Genomic DNA, 17,141 nt, shown 5'->3' on the forward strand with positions numbered 1-17,141 from the left:
GTCGAATCAACACGTGCCAGCGATCTCCCACCCAATCAGGAAAGCCGCCGGATGCCAAGCTCTACTCAGCAGATTCCAAGACTGGGACCCCGGCGCCGTCCTGCTCGAGGTCTTCGCCGTAGTAGCCGGCGAGGTACACCTCGATGACCCGTCTCGCCTCTGCGATGTATCGTTCGTCGCCCAGGACGTTGGACTGGAACCCTCTGGACAGGACCGCTGCGGCCATCTCGACCATGACCTCGAGCCGGAACAACAGCTCCGGCCCGTACGGGAGGCCGAACCGTTCGGAGAGAACGACCGCGAGCTGGCCGGCCAGGAAGCCGACCTCGATCCCGTCGGCCGGGCTCGCGGAGCTGATCGGCAGTCGTTCCCGTTCGGCGAAGTGCATGATCCGGAAGCCCGGTTCCGTCCGGTACATTTCGACGAATGCCGTGATGGCACAATCGATCGTCTCCCAGGCGGTCTTCGGGTCTGCAAGCCTGATGTCCCTCGCGACGCGGAGACGATAGCGCTGGATGGCCCGCTCCCGCAGGGCATGCAGCACTGCCACCCGGTCGGGGTAATAGCGGTACACGGTTCCGATGGATGCCCCCGCGCGTTCCGCGACCATCGCGGTTGTGATCCGGTCGAAACCCACCTCGTCGACGACGATCGCCGTGGCATCGAGCAGCCCGGACAGGCGTGCCGTGCTGCGTTGCTGAATGGGTTCGATCCGGACCTGCGCGCCGGCCTCAACGATGTCCCCCTCGAAAAGGTCACTGAGTGACAATTGTCCTCCTTGAAGTAGGTCCCAATCCTACGGGTCTTGACCCGCGGGCTGTGCCAGATCCGGGCCCGGCATCACCTGGTCCACCCGAAAGGGGCCGCACATGACAAACTAGGAGGTGTGCCGAAGCCTTCCAGAACGACGAATACGGGCCGACCTGCGAAAATGATGCATCGCGCAGCACGGATCGAAGACTGGATGCACGAACGTCGTGAACGCAGCGCCCGCAGACGCGGCTATCTGCCGACGGTCATTCCCTACGCGGGGTACGGCAGCACCGAATGGGTGCGCATTCTCTGCCGGGTGCTGCTGGCGAAGCCGACCCGCGCCAAGAAGGCCCTCACGCGCAGGCGCTGGCGCGCGGAACGACGCGAGGCCGGCATCCGTGGGTGGCGCAGTTTCACGGCCGTTCCCGTGCACGACGTCACCGTCACGATCGAGATCAACGGCTTCACCCACCAGGTGAGCGCCGACCGCGGCGGCGTCGTCGACACGGTCATCCGGCTGCCGCTCACGCCGGGCTGGCAGGTCGCCAGGCTCAGCACGGACGCCTCGGCTCCCGTCGACGCGCCGCTCTTCATCGTCGCCCCGCAGGTCGATCGCGGCATCATCTCGGACGTCGACGACACCGTGATGGTCACGACGCTCCCCCGGCCGCTGCTGGCCGCCTGGAACACGTTCGTGCTCGACGAACACGCGAGGGTGCCCACCCCGGGCATGGCCGTGCTCCTCGACCGTCTCACCGTGACGGCGCCGGGGTCCCCGGTGATCTACCTGTCGACGGGCGCCTGGAACGTCGCGCCGACCCTGACCCGTTTCCTCTCCCGCAACCTCTACCCCGCCGGCGCACTGCTGCTGACCGACTGGGGACCCACCCACGATCGGTGGTTCCGCAGCGGCACCGACCACAAGCGCGCCAACCTGCGCCGCCTGGCCCTGGAGTTCCCCGGGATCCGCTGGATCCTGGTCGGGGACGACGGCCAGCACGACGAGGACATCTACAGCGAGTTCCAGCGCGAGTTCCCCGGCAGTGTCGAGGCGGTAGCCATCCGCGAGCTCTCCCCGAGCGAGGCCGTGCTCGCCGGCCGACGGGCGAAGGATGCCGCCCTCGAGTCCACCGATCCCCGCTGGGTCTACGGGCCGGACGGTGCGAGCCTCGCGAGGCAGCTTGTAACGCTCGGGCTACTCCCTCCCGGTGCGCCCATCGCCTGAGCCGGCCGGAATCGGGGGCCGAACTTACTCAGCCGCCGACGTCCGGCAGGGGAGGTTGGAACGCCGCTGTCGCGAACTCGACGACGAGGACACCGAGCGCGATGCCGGCGAGGGGGGCGACCCACGCCCAGCGGCGCGTGGTCGGGGCCGCGAGGAGGGCGAGTGTCACGATGAAGCCCAGGATTCCGACTCCGGCGATCGAGAAGATGCCGAACCCGGGGCTCGAGCCGAGTTTGATGAGCTCGTCCTTGCTGCTCACCTCCCCGCCTCCCGGAATCGACGCGGCGAAGGCGTATGCATTGCCGACCAGCTCGAAGACCAGGGCCACGCTGGCGAGGAAATGGACGAGCACGGCGGCGGCCGCTGCCACGATCCACTTCACTGTGCTGGGTGCTGCCTGCTGTCGCGTGCCGGTCATGATCTCGACCCTAGGGGTGGAGGCAGCAGAATGCGAGTGACGGAAGCGGCTTCGCGCGGCGGGACCGGCGCCGGGGCCATGACCTGACCCGGGAACGACTAGGCGCGGAGCCGGTCGAGGCCGCGGTTAACCTGGCGCGCCCAGAGCGGTCCGCGGTAGAGGAACGCCGTGTAGCCCTGCACGAGGGTCGCCCCCGCGTCGAGCCGCTCGGCGACGTCGGCGGCGGTCTCGACCCCGCCGACGGAAATCACGCACAGGCCGGCGGGAACGCTCGCCCGGATCAGGCGCAGCACCGCGAGGGAACGGGCCCGGAGCGGGGCGCCCGACAGGCCGCCTGCCCCGATGGCCTCGACCCGCGCGGCATCCGTCGTGAGACCCTCGCGTGAAATGGTCGTGTTGGTCGCGATGATTCCGTCGAGGCCGAGCCGTACGACGAGTTCGGCAATGCGGGTGACCTCCTCGTCACGGAGGTCCGGAGCGATCTTGACGAGCAGGGGGGTGCTCCCGGATGCCGCACGGACGGCGGTGAGGAGCGGGGCGAGCTGATCGAGTTCCTGCAGGCCGCGGAGGCCGGGGGTGTTCGGTGAGCTCACGTTGACGACGAGGTAGTCGGCGAGCGGCGCGAGGGCCCTGGCGCTCACAAGGTAGTCTGCCGTGGCGTCTTCCACAGCGGTTGCGCGGCTCTTGCCGATGTTGATGCCGAGCACGGGCCGGCCGGCGACGGCGCGCACCCGGGCGAGACGCACGGCAGCGGATGCCGCGCCCTGGTTGTTGAAACCCATCCGGTTGATCACGGCGCGGTCGGGGATCAGCCGGAAGAGCCGCGGCTTCGGATTTCCCGGCTGCGGCAGTGCCGTGATCGTGCCGACCTCGACGTGGCCGAACCCGAGCCTGCCGAGGCCGATCACGGCGAGACCGTCCTTGTCGAAGCCCGCAGCAACGCCGAACGGGGAATCGAAGCGCAAGCCGAGGGTCAGCACGGACTGGTCGGTTCGCGGCCGGGTGAAGCGGTGAGTGAGCCGGCCGAGACCGATTACCGGGAGGAGCCGGATCACGGTGAAGGCCAGGTGGTGGGCGCGCTCGGGGTCCAGCCGGGCCAGCACATGCCGGAAGAAGAAGGGATACACCGGCTACAGTTCGGGCTCGTCGTCGAGGGCCTCGATGCGGAGGCTCTCCCGGTGTTCGCTGCGGAGCTGGTCGATCGCGCTCTCGAAGTCTTCGAGGGAGTCAAAGGCGCGGTAGACGCTCGCGAAGCGCAGGTAGGCGACCTCGTCGAGTTCCCGGAGCGGCGGGAGGATCGCGAGGCCGACGTCGTTCGCGGCGACCTGGGACGCGCCGGTCTGGCGGATGGTCTCCTCGACACGCTGGGCGAGGAGGGCGAGATCGGAGTCGGTCACGGGTCGACCCTGGCATGCCTTGCGCACGCCAGTGACGATCTTGTCCCTGCTGAACGGCTCGACGACGCCGCTGCGCTTGACGATGTTGAGGCTCGCCGTCTCCGTCGTGCTGAAGCGCCGACCGCATTCGGGACACTGGCGGCGGCGGCGAATCGAAAGTCCGTCGTCGCTCGTGCGCGAGTCGATGACTCGGGAGTCCGGGTGGCGGCAGAACGGGCAAAACATCGTGCTGCCAGCCTAGTGCCCCTTTCCGGGGGATTCGCCGTCGGCCCGGGCGCGTCGTTTCACACGGTCGGCCCCACGTCCTGACGAATTCGACGGAGATTCTGTCTGAAAGACCCCGAACGAGCGCTCCCAGGTGCTCTTCGGGCAAAATCTCCGTCGAATTGGTTCGGGTCTGGTCGGCTCGGGTCTGGTCGGTTCGGCTCTGGTCGGCTCGGGTCAGGCGGGTCAGGCGAAGCGGGCGGTCACGGCTGCCCCGTGCGCCGGGAGGTCCTCGGCGTCCGACAGCGCCGCGATGTTGGCGGCGACACCGCGGAGGGCGTCCCTGCTGTACTCGACGACCTGCTGCGGGCGGAGGAAGGTGTACGCCCCGAGGCCGGACGAGAACCGGGCCTGGCCGCCGGTCGGCAAGACGTGGTTGGAGCCGGCCGAGTAGTCGCCGAGGCTCACGGGCGAGTTCGGGCCGAGGAAGATGGCGCCCGCGTTCTCGATGAGCGCGAGTTCGACGTGCGGGTCCCTGGTCTGGATCTCGAGGTGCTCCGGGCCGAAGGCGTTGCTGAACGCGGCGGCGGCGGCGAGGTCGTCGACGAGCACGATCGCGGACTGGGTTCCGGAGAGCGAAGCGGTCACCCGCTCACCGTGGGGGGTTGTCACCGCGAGCACGGCGAGTCGCGCAGTGACGGCGTCCGCGAGCTCGGCCGAATCGGTGACGAGCACGGCTGCCGCGAGTTCGTCGTGCTCGGCTTGGCTGACCAGGTCGGCCGCGACGAGCAGCGGGTCTGCTCCGGCATCCGCGATCACCAGGATGTCGGTGGGACCGGCTTCCGAGTCGATCCCGGTGACGCCGCGCACGAGCCGCTTGGCGGCGGCGACGTAGACGTTGCCGGGGCCGGTGACGAGCTGGACGGGGTCGAGGCCGAGGCCCGGCACCCCGTACGCGAAGGCGCCGACGGCTCCGGCGCCGCCCATCGCGTAGATCTCGGTGACGCCGAGGAGACCTGCGACGGCGAGGATTGTCGGGTGCACTCGTCCGCCGAAGGCCTGCTGCGGCGGGGACGCGAGGGCGATCGAGGTGACCCCGGCGACCTGTGCCGGCACGACGTTCATCACGACGCTCGAAGGGTAGACGGCCTTGCCGCCGGGCACGTAGAGGCCGACGCGACGGATCGGCTGCCACCGCTGGGTGATCACGGCTCCCTCGGCGATCGTCGTGGTCACGCGCGGCGGTACCTGGGCCTCGCTCGCGAGCCTGACCCGGCGGATGGTCTCCTCGATGGCGGTGCGCACCTCGGGCGAGAGCGCGGCGAGTGCCTCGGCGATGTCGCTCTCGGGGACCCGGAGCGCGTCAGGGCGCACCCGGTCGAGCCGTTCGGCCTGGTCGTAGAGTGCCGCCTCGCCGCGCGCACGCACGTCGGCAATGAGCTCGGCGGCCACGCTGCTCGCGGCCGTCACATCGGTGACGGCGCGGGGAACGGTGGCGAGCAATTCGGCCGGCGTCGGCCGGGTGCCTCGTAGGTCAAGTCTCTGGATCATGTCTGACCAGCCTAGCCACCAACATCCATCACACGGGAATAGGGTGGCCTTCACAGACCTTGGGGCAAGTGACATGAACGAACTGAACGACATTCGCGACGCGCCGAGCGTTCCCCGGCTCGAGGGCGATCCGAACGCCCCTCTTGATCTCGCCGCGTTCAAGCAGGCATTCCGGCGCCACGCGGCCGGAGTCGCGTGCGTGACGGCCCGGCAGGCCGACGGCACGCCCGTCGGCTTCACGGCGACCTCCCTCGCCTCGCTGTCCTCGGTGCCGCCGCTCGCGACCTTCAACATGGCCCGCACGGCCAGTTCCTGGCCTGCCATCGCCGAAACGGAGCGCGTCGTCATCCACACCCTCGGCGCGCGCAACCGTGCCCTGGCCGAGCGGATGAGCGGACCGAACGCCCTCCGCTTCGTCGGCGACCACTGGCATGAGGGGCCGCACGGCCTGCCCGTCCTGAACGACGTGACCAGCTGGATGGTCGGTCACATCGTCGACCGGGTGACCGTGCACAACGGCGCCGTGATCGTAGTTCAGATCGAGGAGGGCGGCCTCGGCGACGAGGATGAGGCGTTGCTCTACCACGAGCGGATGTACCGGGTACCGGGGCCGGAAGCGGCGCTCTGAACCCGGGCGCGCAGCCCGTCGTCAGGGTCAGGCGTCGTCGCGGCCGGCCGTTTTGCGGTCAGCGGCCTTCGGGGTCGCCGCTTCCCGGGTGGCCGCTTCGCGCTTGAGCGCGCGGAGCCGCTGGCGTTCGGCCTCGACGACCGCAGCCTGCTCCGGGGTCGGAGCCGTGCCGCCGAGATGGCGCGGCTGCCACCACTGCCCGGTACCGTCGACGGGATACCCGGCCTGGAGTTCGTCGACCATGGCCTGGAGCGTACCGTGCAGCTGCCCGGTGAGTTCGACGGCGTCCCTGGCAGGGTCGAGCACGAACGGCGCGCCGAAGGCGAAGCGGATCGGCACGCCGTAGGCCTGCCGCAGGGTGGGCTTGTGATTCTTGGTGAGCAGCCGGTGGCCGCCCCAGACCGCGACCGGGATCACCGGGACGCCGGCTTCCCTCGCCATCCGGACCGCGCCGGACTTGAGCTCGCGCACGGTGAAGGACGCGTTGACCCCACCCTCGGGGAAGACGCCGAGAATTTCGCCGGCCCGAAGGGCTGCGACGGCCTCACCGTAGGCCGCGGCCCCCGCCTGCATATCGACACTGATGTGGTGCATGCCGCGCAGCAGCCAGCCGACGACGGGCTTGTCGAAGGCGCCCTTCTTGGCCAGGAAGCGGATGTGGCGGCGGTTGTGTAGCCAGGCCTGCCATTCGACGAGGGCGAAGTCGGCATAACCGAAGTGGGTGATCGCGAGGACAGCTCCCCCGGTGTCGGGCAGGTTGTCGAGGCCGGTCGCGGCCGCCTTGATCCGGAAGGCCCCGAAGATGCCCCGCCCGGCCACGATCGCCGGGGTGTAGAACGGTTCGCTCGTTCGACGTGTCATGGTCCAAGGCTATGCCGGTGCGCATAGCCGTCCAGCCATGCGCCGCCTCAGCTGAGGCAGAACGGGCCGAGCAGGCTCTTGAGCTCGCCGAACAGGTCCGCGCTGATCGTGACCTGATACGGCAGCTCGAAAACACGGGCCGAATCGTTCTTGATCAGCTTGAGCCGTACCTCGGAGGACCCGCGGTGCCGGATCAGCACGTCGCCGAGCGCCGTGACGGTGTCCGTCGTCGCTCGCGCCTCTGTGAGGGTGATCGCGAGGGTGCCGGAATCTCCGGTCTGGCCCAGGTCGGGCGCGAAGAGGCTATAGGCGTGGATGTTCATGCCGTCGTCCCGCAGGCTCACCCGCCCGCGCACCACGACGATCGAGTCGTTGATCAGCGCGGGCGCGAACTCCTGGTACGCCTTGCCCATGAACATCACGTCGATGTCGCCGCCGAAGTCCTCGACCTGGATGATGCCGTACTGGTTGCCGCTCTTCTTGGCGATCCGGTGCTGCACGCTCGTGATGAGTCCTGCGATCGTGACGGTGTCGGCATCCTGGGTCTGCTCGGAGGCCAGAAGGTCGGCGATCGAGGTCGACGCGTGCTTTGCGAGCGGGATCTCGAGCCCCGCGAGCGGGTGGTCGGACACGTAGAGGCCGAGCATGTCGCGCTCGAAGGCGAGCTTCTCCTTCTTGCTCCACTCCGGTCGGTCGGGGACCTGCTCGGTCTCCTGCGGGTCGTCGAAGAGGCTGTCGAAGTCGAAGCCGACCATGCCGTGTTCCTCGTCGCGCTTGATCTTCACGGCGGACTCGACGGCACCCTCGTGGATCTCGACCATGGCCCGGCGGGTCGCCCCGAGGGAGTCGAACGCGCCGGCCTTGACGAGCGATTCGACCGTCCGCTTGTTCGCGACCTGGATCGGCACCTTGCGGAGGAAGTCATGGAAGGACTCGAAGCGGCCCTTCTCGTCGCGGGAGGCGCGGATCGCGTCGACGACGTTGAAGCCCACGTTGCGCACGGCGCCGAGACCGAAGCGGATGTCCGGACCGACGGCCGCGAAGTAGCCGATCGACTCGTTGACGTCCGGCGGGAGCACCTGGATGCCCATTCGGCGGCACTCGTTGAGGTAGAGCGCGAGCTTGTCGCGGGAGTCGCCGACGCTCGTGAGCAGCGCCGCCATGTACTCGGCCGGGTAGTGCGCCTTGAGGTAGGCGGTCCAGTAGCTGACCACGCCGTACGCCGCGGAGTGCGCCTTGTTGAAGGCGTAGTCGGAGAACGGCAGGAGGATGTCCCAGACGGTCTTCACCGCCTCCATGGAGTACCCGTTGGTCTTCATTCCGGCGGAGAACCCGGCGAACTGCTTGTCGAGCTCCGACTTCTTCTTCTTTCCCATGGCCCGGCGCAGCAGGTCGGCCTGGCCGAGCGAGAAGCCGGCGAGCTTCTGCGCGATCGACATGACCTGTTCCTGGTAGACGATCAGGCCGTATGTCGTGCCGATGACGTCCTTGAGAGCTTCCTCGAGTTCGGGGTGGATCGGGACGATCTCCTGCTGCCCGGTCTTCCGCAGCGCGTAGTTGGTGTGCGAGTTCGCGCCCATGGGGCCCGGACGGTAGAGCGCGATGACCGCGGAGATGTCCTCGAAGTTGTCGGGTTTCATCAGGCGGAGCAGCGCACGCATCGGGCCGCCGTCGAGCTGGAAGACGCCGAGGGTGTCTCCGCGGGCGAGCAGTTCGTATGCGATCGGGTCGTCGAGGCCGAGGTCCTCGAGCACGGGCCGGTGGCCGCGGTTGACGGCGATGTTGTCGAGGGCGTCGTCGATGATGGTGAGGTTGCGGAGCCCGAGGAAGTCCATCTTGATCAGGCCGAGGGACTCACAGGCCGGGTAGTCGAACTGGGTGACGATCTGGCCGTCGGCCTCGCGCTTCATGACGGGCACGATGTCGATCAGCGGGTCGGACGACATGATCACGCCGGCCGCGTGCACGCCCCACTGGCGTTTCAGGTTCTCGAGGCCGAGGGCGGTGTCGAAGACCGTGCGGGCTTCGGCATCCGTCTCGATGATCGCTCGGAAGTCGACGGCCTCGCGGTAGCGCGGGTGGTCCTTGTCGAACATGCCGGTGAGCGGCATGTCCTTGCCCATGATCGGCTGAGGCATGGCCTTGGTGAGCTTGTCGCCCATCCCGAACGGGAAGCCGAGCACCCGGCTGGAGTCTTTCAGCGCCTGCTTGGCCTTGATGGTGCCATAGGTGACGATCTGGGCGACGCGCTCGGAGCCGTACTTCTCGGTCACGTAGTGGATGACCTCGCCGCGGCGCCGGTCGTCGAAGTCGACGTCGAAGTCAGGCATCGAGACGCGGTCCGGGTTGAGGAACCGCTCGAAGATCAGGCCGTGCACGAGCGGGTCGAGGTCAGTGATGCCCATCGCGTACGCGACCATCGACCCGGCTCCCGAGCCACGCCCCGGGCCGACCCGGATGCCGTTCGTCTTGGACCACATGATGAAGTCGGCGACGACGAGGAAGTAACCGGGGAAGCCCATCTGGGCGATGATGCCGACCTCGTAGTCCGCCCGCGTGCGCACCTCGGCGGGAATGCCGTTCGGGTACCGGCGGGCCAGACCGAGCTCGGTCTCCTTGACGAACCAGCTTTCCTCGTTCTCGCCCTCCGGGGTCGGGAAGCGGGGCATGTAGTTCGCCTGGGTATCGAACTTCACCTCGCACCGCTCGGCGATCAGCAGTGTGTTGTCGCACGCCTCCGGGTTGTCGCGGAAGAGGTGCCGCATCTGGGCAGCGGTCTTGAGGTAGAACTCGTCTGAGTCGAACTTGAACCGGTTGGGGTCGTCGAGCGTCGACGCCGACTGCACGCAGAGCAGGGCGGCGTGCGCCGTCGCGTCGTGGGCGTGGGTGTAGTGCAGGTCGTTCGTGGCGACGAGCGGGAGGTTGAGTTCCTTGGCGAGGCGGAGCAGTTCGCTCATGGTGCGGCGCTCGATGTCGATGCCGTGGTCCATGATCTCGCAGAAATAGTTCTCGGGGCCGAAGATGTCGCGCAACTCCCCCGCCGCCTTCTTCGCCTCCTCGTACTGGCCGAGGCGCAGACGGGTCTGTACCTCGCCGCCGACGCAGCCGGTCGTGCCGATCAGTCCGTTCGAGAACTCGCTCAGCAGCTCGCGGTCCATCCGGGGCTTGAAGTAGTACCCCTCGAGCGAGGCCTTCGTCGAGAGCCGGAACAGGTTGTGCATGCCCGCGGTGTTTTCGGCGAGCAACGTCATGTGCGTGTATGCGCCGCTGCCGCCGACGTCGTCACGGTTCTGGCCGCTCGTGCCCCATTTGACCCTGGTCTTGTCCCGCCGGTCGGTGCCGGGGGTGATGTAGGCCTCTGTGCCGATGATGGGCTTGATGCCGGCGTCCGTCGCGGACTTCCAGAAGTCGAACGCGCCGAACATGTTGCCGTGGTCCGTGATGGCGACCGCGGGCATGCCCTGTTCGACGGCCTCTTTGATCAGCGGCTTGACGCGGGCGGCCCCGTCGAGCATGGAGTATTCGCTGTGCACGTGCAGGTGCACGAAGGAATCGTTCGATCCGTTCGCGCTAGTGGTATTCGACACGGATGCTCCGGTAGATGGTGGGTTGTGGTCCTAGCCTAGACATCCCTGAGCACGGTCAGGGCATGCTCGAGGTCCGCGGGGTACTCGGCGGAGAAGGTGACCCATTCCCGGGATTCCGGGTGGAAGAAGGCAAGCTGTTTGGCGATCAGCCACTGCCGGGTCAGGCCGAGCCTGGCCGTGATCGAGGGGTCTGCGCCGTACATGGCGTCGCCGACGCACGGATGCCGCTGGGCGGCCATGTGAACCCGGATCTGGTGGGTGCGTCCCGTTTCCAGGTGCACTTCGAGCAGGGACGCCGAGGGGAAGGCCTCGAGGGTTTCGTAGTGCGTGACCGAGTCCTTGCCGCCGGCGATGACGGCGAATTTCCAGTCTGAGCGCGGGTGCCTGCCGATGGGCGCGTCGATCGTGCCCGCGCTCGGGTCGGGGTGGCCCTGCACGACGGCATGGTAGATCTTTTCGACCTCGCGGTCGTGGAAGGCCTTCTTGAGGGCGACGTAGGCCGTCTCGGACTTCGCGACGACCATGAGGCCGCTTGTGCCCACGTCGAGGCGGTGCACGATGCCCGCACGCTCCGAAGCGCCGGACGTCGCGATCCGGTAGCCGCCTGCGGCAAGGGCGCCGAGGACCGTCGGGCCGGTCCAGCCGACGCTCGGGTGAGCGGCGACACCGGAGGGCTTGTTCACGACGACGATGCTCTCGTCGTCGTAGACGATCGTGAGGTCGGGAACCTCGATCGGCACGATCTCAAGGGCGTCCTTCGGCTGCCAGTTCACCTCGAGCCAGCTGCCTGCGTGCAACCGGTCGGACTTGCCGACCACGACGCCGTCGATGGCGACACCACCGGCTTCGGCGACCTCGGCAGCGAAGCTGCGGGAGAAGCCGAGGAGCTTGGCGATGCCGGCGTCGACGCGCACGCCGGCGAGGCCGTCCGGAAGGGGAAGGGAACGGGTTTCCATGGGGGAATCAGGGTGCTAACTGGGTGGGTGTTGCGGGAGTGCCGTCTGCGGCCACGGGCGGTGCCGTTCTGGGGCCGGGATCGGCCGCATCGGCCGAATCGGCGCCAGCGATGGTGGCATCGGCGGGCTCGGCCGGTTCGCGCACGGACCGGCGACCGTCGAGGCCGATGCCGCGGATGGTAAGGATCATGAAGATCACCATGCTCGTGACGATCGACGCGTCCGCGACGTTGTAGATCGCGGGGATCAGCCAGGGGGTCGTGATGAAGTCGACGACGTGGCCCAGTCCGAAGGACGGCTCCCGGAAGAGACGGTCGGTGAGGTTTCCGAGCACGCCGCCAAGGAGCAGTCCGAAGACGAGCGCCCACGCCAACGAACGGATGCGCCCGGCGAAGATCACGATGAACACCACGACAGCGGCGGCGATGATCGTGAAGATCCACGTCATGCCGGTGGCGAGGCTGAACGCCGCGCCCGGGTTCCGGACGAAGTGCCATTGCAGCACATCCCCCAGAACCCGGACGGTACTTCCTTCGGTCAGGTAGCTGACGACAAGGAACTTGGCCGTCTGGTCAAGCGCATAGACGCCCAGCGCGGCGAGGCCCAGAACGATGAGCGCGCTGGATCGCCCTTTCGTTCGGACCTTAGGAGCCAAAGCCCTGGTAGCTAGGCTTCTGCGCGCTCTCGGCGCCGACCGGTGAGGCCGCATCGAGGTCGTGCAGCTGGCCCTCGATGTAGCTCTTCAGCTTCTGGCGGTATTCGCGCTCGAAGGTGCGGAGCCCGTCGATCTTGTCCTCGAGGACGGAGCGTTCCTTGTCCAGGATCGTGTTCTGTGCGCGCTGCTTGGCTTCGGCCTCTGCAACGAGGCGGGCCGCCGTTGCGTGGCCCTCCGCGATGAGGGCGTCGCGCTTCTCGGCGCCTTCCTTGACGTGTTCCTCGTGCAGGCGGCGGGCCAGCTGCAGCAGGTTCGTGGTGCCGGCGGTCTCATCGATCGGTTCGGGCACCGGCGCCGCAGCGGCGACAACGGCGGGAACGACGACGGGCGCGGGAACGACCTCGGGAGCCTTGACGTCTTCGACGGGAGCGACAACGGGGGCGCTTCCGGCCTCGGTGCTGACACCGGCGCGGAGTTCCTCGTTTTCGGCGGTCAGGCGGCGAAGCTCGACGACGACCTCGTCGAGGAAGTCATCCACCTCGTCCTGATCGTATCCTTCACGGAACTTGGTCGACTGGAACCGCTTGTTGACTACATCTTCCGGAGTTAGCGCCATGGCTTTCCACCCTTAAAACTCAGTTGAGAACTTTTTGTCGAACGAATAGTTGACGCTACCGGAATGTGCGTGGTGCACACGCGCACCCGGGACGCCTCGATCAAGAATACATGCCGCACTCCGGAACGGACGCGAGAACCTACCGGATGGCTCCGACGATGCCCATAGCGACGATGGTGCAGAGCATGGTCAGGCTCCAGCCGAAGTCGAAGGCGATCGGGCCCACGCGCAGTGGCGGCAGGATGCGACGGAAGAACTTCACCGGCGGGTCTGTGACCACGTAGATGAATTCGACGACGACGAGCGTGGCTCCCTGCGGTCGCCAGGAGCGGTTGACGCTGCGGACGAGGTCGACGATGAAGCGTCCCCACATCACGAAGAAATACAGCAGGAGCGCGTAATAGAGGATCGAGGCGAACAGTGTGACGACGAACACGGCCGAGACTATGACTGCGCGAAGAAGGACGACTCCGTGTCGGACTCCTCGGCGGCGTTGTCGCCCGAGACGACGATGTGGGACGGCGACAGCAGGAACACCTTCGCGGTGACCCGTTCGATCTTGCCGTAAAGGCCCTGGGAGAGGCCGCTCGCGAAGTCGATGAGCCTGCGTGCGTCCGCATCGCTCATCTGGGAGAGGTTGATGATCACGGGAATGCCCTCGCGGAAGGACTCCGCGATCAGCTGGGCGTCGCGGTACTGGCGCGGGTGGACGGTGAGGATTTCATTCATTTCGGAGGCAGCCACATTCTTGGGAGTGGAGGTCTTGCGCAGCGGGGTCACCGGGGCGCGGCCATTGGTGCCGTGAGAGCCCTCGACGCGTGTCGCGGACGGACCGGTCTGGTGCGGCGCGGCGGTCTTCGGCAGCGCGGAGTTCGAGACGGCAGTCTGATCGGCCGCGGGTGGGGCGACGGGCGCCTCGTACTCCAGCTCTTCGTCTGCCAGCCCCAGGTAAACCATGGTTTTCTTGAGCGGGTTGGACATCTCGACCTCCGTGTTGGTGATTCTTCGTACTCAGATTAACCGAGAATCGGGCGATTCCCGGTGATTGCGGTGCCAATTCGAAGGTGTGTCGCCCCTTCGCGGATGGCTTCCGGATAGTCCTGCGACATGCCCATCGACAGGAATCGCGCCTCTGGTGCGACCCCACGGATGCCTTCACCGAGTGACCGGACCCTGGCGAACTCCGCTGCGGGTTCGGCTCCGAGCGGAGCGACGGCCATGAGCCCCAGAAGGCGCAGTCCCGGCGTCTCGAGCACGTGCTCGACGAGGGCGTCGAGCCCGGAGGGATCGACCCCTCCGCGTGCGGGGTCGTCCGTGAGGTTCACCTGGATGAAGCAGTCGATCGACGAGTCGCCGGAGCCGAGAGCGGCCGCAAGGGACTCCCGGTCGACGGAGTGCACCACGTTGGCGTACGAGCGCACCTGCCTGGCCTTCTTACCCTGGACCTGTCCGACGAAATGCCAGGTGAGATCCCGGCCGGCCAGCGCAATGGCCTTGCCTTGGGCCTCCTGGTGGCGATTCTCGCCGAAGTCGCGCACGCCGAGCCGGAGGAGTTCCTCGATCAGCGTGACGGGATGGAACTTCGTCACGACGATCGTCGTCACGTCGGCAGGGTCCCTGCCGGCGTTCCTGGCGGCCGCGTCGACCCGTTCCCGCACGACGTCGAGCCGTCCGGCGATGCCGGACGGCTCTGGACGCGATTCGGTCACGATGGGTTACTTGAGGAAGTCGGGGATGTCCAGGTCATCGGGGTCTTCTTCGAAGGCAGGGTCGGCGACGGCCGTCCCTGCTTCACCGGCAGACCAGGTCGCAACGCTCGGCTCGTCCGTGCCGAAGACGCCGGCTGAGCCACTGGTTGCGGCATCGGCCGTCGCAGAAACGGCACCGGCGGCGACGCCGGCCGCCACGAGGTCCGCGTGGCGAACCTCGACGGCCTTGACGCCGGGTTCGCCGCCGTCGAAGCCGGCTGCGATGACCGTCACCCGGACCTCGTCACCGAGGGTGTCGTCGATGACGGCACCGAAGATGATGTTGGCTTCGGGGTGCACGGCCTCCTGGACAAGGCGGGCCGCATCGTTGATCTCGAAGATGCCGAGGTTCGAGCCACCCTGGATCGAGAGGAGCACTCCGTGTGCGCCGTCGATGGATGCCTCGAGCAGGGGCGAGGCGACGGCCAGTTCGGCCGCCTTGATGGCGCGGTCTGCACCGCGTGAGGAGCCGATGCCCATGAGCGCGGAGCCCGCGCCCTGCATGACCGACTTCACGTCGGCGAAGTCGAGGTTGATCAGTCCAGGCGTCGTGATCAGGTCGGTGATGCCCTGCACGCCGGCGAGGAGGACCTGGTCGGCGGTAGCGAAGGCCTCGAGCATGCTGATGCCGCGGTCGCTGATTTCCAGCAGCCGGTCGTTCGGCACGACGATGAGCGTGTCGACCTCGTTCTTGAGGGAGGCGACACCCGCCTCGGCCTGCGCCTGGCGGCGCTTGCCCTCGAAGCCGAACGGCTTGGTCACGACGCCGATGGTGAGCGCGCCGATGGACTTCGCGATGCGGGCGACGACGGGTGCGCCGCCGGTGCCCGTGCCGCCGCCTTCGCCGGCGGTCACAAAGACCATGTCTGCTCCCGCGAGGGCTTCTTCGATTTCTTCGGCGTGGTCCTCGGCGGCGCGACGGCCCACCTCGGGGTCCGCGCCGGCGCCCAGGCCGCGGGTGAGGTCGCGACCGACGTCAAGCTTGACGTCGGCGTCGCTCATCAGCAGCGCCTGGGCATCGGTGTTGATGGCGATGAACTCGACGCCACGGAGGCCGAGCTCGATCATGCGGTTGACAGCGTTGACGCCGCCGCCGCCGATTCCAACAACCTTGATGACAGCGAGGTAGTTCTGGTTTGTTGTTGACACGTCCGGCCTCCGGTGGAACCCTAAACCTCTGGTCGAAGTTTAAAGTTATGCTGAGTATGCAATTCCTGATTTCGAAGGTAAGCGCCACGCATCCCCCTCCGGGGAGGCGCGCCCGCGTGTCGCGAACAACGCGGGAAAAATACCCTGCCCACATGCGCGGCGCGGGAGGACTCGGGTTCGCGGGCGGGACGACACTGGTCCGCGGGCGACGGATGACCCACGGCTCAGCGCAGGACGGCGCTGTCCGGAGAAGAGACGTCGTATTCCTTGACGGTGCCGACCGGATGGCTCACGATGAGTGCGGCGAGCACCACGGCCTTGTATTCCGACCGTTCCGCGCTCCCCCACACCACCCGCGCCCCGCCGGTCAGGACCAGCGTCACGTCGTCGGTCGTCGCCGCCGTGACCGTGTCGAGCTGCTGGCGCACGGCAGCCGGGACGGCAGCGATGACGGCCGTCGCGGCCTGGAACCCGGCACTGCCGACGCCTGCCCTCGCGTCGATCACGGGATAGCCGACCACGCGCGCCGTACCGCCCTGGATCACCACGCCCGCCGCATCGACAAGGTTGAACCCGCCGGGAACGACGACTGTGCCGACGGGCGTCCGTTCCACGATCCGGACCACGAGGGTGTCCGGCGGCCGGCTTTCCGTCACATAGCTCTGGATCAGGGGGAAGGTTCCGAGGTCGGCGCGAATCCGCGCGAAGTCCACCAGGGGCAGCGGGGTGCCGAGCTGGTCGCCGAGCGCAGCCTGGACCTGGTCGGCGGAGATGCGGCTGGTGCCGACGACCTCGACCGTGCGGAGCGCCATCAGCGGGGAATAGGCGCCGACGAGCACGAACCCGACGAGGGCGGCCACGGTGCCGAGCACGGTGAACCAGACGGTGCGGCGACGGCGCGAGCGCCACGTGAAGCGGCGCACTTCCTCGCGTTCGTAGCGCTTGCGTGCGCGGCGGGCGGCGCGGAACCTGCGCCTGGCCGTAGCGGGGGTCAGCGCGGGTTCTGCGCGCTCACCGGCCTGCCCGGCGATGACCGGTTCCGCGTCGGACGCGCGCGCCTTCGGCACCCGAACGCCCGGCGTCTTCGCCGGAACGGTCGCGATCGGTTCGGTGACCGGATCCGCCGGTTGGGCCCCCGGCGTATGCAGCGGAGAGACCGAGGCGAGGTGCGGCTGTTCGGGCTCGTGTTTCGGGAGTGTGATCGGTTCGGTGCGGGTGCCGTCTGTGGTCCCACGGCTGCGCGCGGTGGCGGCGGAGGGAGGGGCGGAGTCCGCTGGACGCCGCGACGAGCGCTTCGTGCCCCGGCCGCCGGGGGTGGCTGCAGCGCCGGGCGGTGTGCCGCCCCTGGTCGGCGGCTGCTCCGGCCGGTCGAAGCCCTCTGGTCGCCTCATTC

The 17,141-nt window shown here is 68.0% G+C and carries 17 protein-coding genes; 2 read left to right on the plus strand and 15 right to left on the minus strand.

Annotation, left to right across the window (positions count from 1 at the left end):
• Nucleotides 1-61 precede the first annotated feature (61 nt).
• On the minus strand, nucleotides 62-769 hold the full coding sequence (locus QN350_RS00805) for a TetR family transcriptional regulator (RefSeq protein ID WP_322139692.1): 708 nt from the start codon (nucleotides 767-769) through the stop codon (nucleotides 62-64).
• A gap of 162 nt (nucleotides 770-931) precedes the next feature.
• Between QN350_RS00805 and QN350_RS00810 the strand changes: the two genes are divergently transcribed.
• Nucleotides 932-1,978 (plus strand): App1 family protein, encoded by a 1,047-nt coding sequence (locus QN350_RS00810; RefSeq protein ID WP_322139691.1) that lies wholly within the window; start codon nucleotides 932-934, stop codon nucleotides 1,976-1,978.
• Nucleotides 1,979-2,006: 28 nt separating this feature from the next.
• Here QN350_RS00810 and QN350_RS00815 read toward each other — a convergent pair whose 3' ends face one another.
• The 4 genes from QN350_RS00815 to hisD form a co-directional block, all read right to left on the minus strand.
• Nucleotides 2,007-2,396, minus strand: coding sequence for a hypothetical protein (locus QN350_RS00815; protein ID WP_281534790.1), 390 nt, complete (start codon nucleotides 2,394-2,396; stop codon nucleotides 2,007-2,009).
• Between the two features lie 98 nt (nucleotides 2,397-2,494).
• On the minus strand, nucleotides 2,495-3,523 hold the full coding sequence (locus QN350_RS00820; RefSeq protein ID WP_322139690.1) for a quinone-dependent dihydroorotate dehydrogenase: 1,029 nt from the start codon (nucleotides 3,521-3,523) through the stop codon (nucleotides 2,495-2,497).
• A gap of 3 nt (nucleotides 3,524-3,526) precedes the next feature.
• Complete coding sequence (gene nrdR / locus QN350_RS00825; protein WP_322139689.1) at nucleotides 3,527-4,018, minus strand: transcriptional regulator NrdR; 492 nt, start codon at nucleotides 4,016-4,018, stop codon at nucleotides 3,527-3,529.
• 225 nt (nucleotides 4,019-4,243) lie between these two features.
• Nucleotides 4,244-5,548, minus strand: a complete 1,305-nt coding sequence (gene hisD / locus QN350_RS00830) for a histidinol dehydrogenase (RefSeq protein WP_322139688.1) — start codon at nucleotides 5,546-5,548, stop codon at nucleotides 4,244-4,246.
• Nucleotides 5,549-5,621: 73 nt separating this feature from the next.
• Here hisD and QN350_RS00835 point away from each other — a divergent pair, with 73 nt between their 5' ends.
• On the plus strand, nucleotides 5,622-6,176 hold the full coding sequence (locus tag QN350_RS00835; protein WP_322139687.1) for a flavin reductase family protein: 555 nt from the start codon (nucleotides 5,622-5,624) through the stop codon (nucleotides 6,174-6,176).
• Nucleotides 6,177-6,203: 27 nt separating this feature from the next.
• On the opposite strand, the gene QN350_RS00840 is transcribed toward QN350_RS00835, so the two are convergent.
• The 10 genes from QN350_RS00840 to QN350_RS00885 all read right to left on the minus strand — a co-directional run bounded on the left by QN350_RS00840 (nucleotide 6,204) and on the right by QN350_RS00885 (nucleotide 17,139).
• On the minus strand, nucleotides 6,204-7,037 hold the full coding sequence (locus tag QN350_RS00840) for a lysophospholipid acyltransferase family protein (protein WP_323502730.1): 834 nt from the start codon (nucleotides 7,035-7,037) through the stop codon (nucleotides 6,204-6,206).
• A gap of 47 nt (nucleotides 7,038-7,084) precedes the next feature.
• Entirely contained in the window at nucleotides 7,085-10,552 is a 3,468-nt protein-coding gene (gene dnaE / locus QN350_RS00845) for a DNA polymerase III subunit alpha (protein WP_416173074.1), read from the minus strand.
• Nucleotides 10,553-10,659: 107 nt separating this feature from the next.
• Complete coding sequence (locus QN350_RS00850; protein ID WP_322139684.1) at nucleotides 10,660-11,580, minus strand: RluA family pseudouridine synthase; 921 nt, start codon at nucleotides 11,578-11,580, stop codon at nucleotides 10,660-10,662.
• A gap of 7 nt (nucleotides 11,581-11,587) precedes the next feature.
• Entirely contained in the window at nucleotides 11,588-12,235 is a 648-nt protein-coding gene (gene lspA / locus QN350_RS00855) for a signal peptidase II (protein WP_322139683.1), read from the minus strand.
• Nucleotides 12,225-12,851: a DivIVA domain-containing protein gene (locus QN350_RS00860; RefSeq protein WP_322139682.1), complete on the minus strand. Its 627-nt coding sequence runs from the start codon at nucleotides 12,849-12,851 to the stop codon at nucleotides 12,225-12,227. Before QN350_RS00860 ends, lspA begins: the two co-directional genes overlap by 11 nt.
• Nucleotides 12,852-12,990: 139 nt before the next feature.
• Entirely contained in the window at nucleotides 12,991-13,287 is a 297-nt protein-coding gene (locus QN350_RS00865; protein ID WP_281534784.1) for a YggT family protein, read from the minus strand.
• A gap of 8 nt (nucleotides 13,288-13,295) precedes the next feature.
• Nucleotides 13,296-13,832, minus strand: a complete 537-nt coding sequence (locus QN350_RS00870; protein ID WP_281534783.1) for a cell division protein SepF — start codon at nucleotides 13,830-13,832, stop codon at nucleotides 13,296-13,298.
• A 35-nt stretch (nucleotides 13,833-13,867) separates the two neighbouring features.
• Nucleotides 13,868-14,560, minus strand: a complete 693-nt coding sequence (locus QN350_RS00875) for a YggS family pyridoxal phosphate-dependent enzyme (protein ID WP_322139681.1) — start codon at nucleotides 14,558-14,560, stop codon at nucleotides 13,868-13,870.
• Between the two features lie 6 nt (nucleotides 14,561-14,566).
• Nucleotides 14,567-15,748 carry a cell division protein FtsZ gene (ftsZ, locus tag QN350_RS00880; protein ID WP_281534782.1) on the minus strand — a complete coding sequence of 394 codons (1,182 nt, stop codon included), beginning with the start codon at nucleotides 15,746-15,748 and terminating at the stop codon, nucleotides 14,567-14,569.
• 224 nt (nucleotides 15,749-15,972) lie between these two features.
• Nucleotides 15,973-17,139, minus strand: coding sequence for an FtsQ-type POTRA domain-containing protein (locus QN350_RS00885; protein ID WP_322139680.1), 1,167 nt, complete (start codon nucleotides 17,137-17,139; stop codon nucleotides 15,973-15,975).
• Between the last annotated feature and the right edge of the window lie 2 nt (nucleotides 17,140-17,141).

The organism is Cryobacterium sp. 10I5, from assembly GCF_035019865.1.
Lineage (GTDB): Bacteria > Actinomycetota > Actinomycetes > Actinomycetales > Microbacteriaceae > Cryobacterium > Cryobacterium breve_A.

What these genes read in the sequence shown, in the direction of transcription:
- nrdR (WP_322139689.1), bottom strand. Translation starts at nt 4,018, where the DNA reads ATGTTTTGCCCGTTCTGCCGCCACCCGGACTCCCGAGTCATCGACTCG.
- hisD (WP_322139688.1), bottom strand. Translation starts at nt 5,548, where the DNA reads ATGATCCAGAGACTTGACCTACGAGGCACCCGGCCGACGCCGGCCGAA.
- QN350_RS00835 (WP_322139687.1), top strand. Translation starts at nt 5,622, where the DNA reads ATGAACGAACTGAACGACATTCGCGACGCGCCGAGCGTTCCCCGGCTC.
- QN350_RS00870 (WP_281534783.1), bottom strand. Translation starts at nt 13,832, where the DNA reads ATGTCCAACCCGCTCAAGAAAACCATGGTTTACCTGGGGCTGGCAGAC.
- QN350_RS00840 (WP_323502730.1), bottom strand. Translation starts at nt 7,037, where the DNA reads ATGACACGTCGAACGAGCGAACCGTTCTACACCCCGGCGATCGTGGCC.
- QN350_RS00860 (WP_322139682.1), bottom strand. Translation starts at nt 12,851, where the DNA reads ATGGCGCTAACTCCGGAAGATGTAGTCAACAAGCGGTTCCAGTCGACC.
- QN350_RS00815 (WP_281534790.1), bottom strand. Translation starts at nt 2,396, where the DNA reads ATGACCGGCACGCGACAGCAGGCAGCACCCAGCACAGTGAAGTGGATC.
- QN350_RS00810 (WP_322139691.1), top strand. Translation starts at nt 932, where the DNA reads ATGATGCATCGCGCAGCACGGATCGAAGACTGGATGCACGAACGTCGT.
- dnaE (WP_416173074.1), bottom strand. Translation starts at nt 10,552, where the DNA reads ATGCTCGACGGGGCCGCCCGCGTCAAGCCGCTGATCAAAGAGGCCGTC.
- QN350_RS00885 (WP_322139680.1), bottom strand. Translation starts at nt 17,139, where the DNA reads ATGAGGCGACCAGAGGGCTTCGACCGGCCGGAGCAGCCGCCGACCAGG.
- QN350_RS00850 (WP_322139684.1), bottom strand. Translation starts at nt 11,580, where the DNA reads ATGGAAACCCGTTCCCTTCCCCTTCCGGACGGCCTCGCCGGCGTGCGC.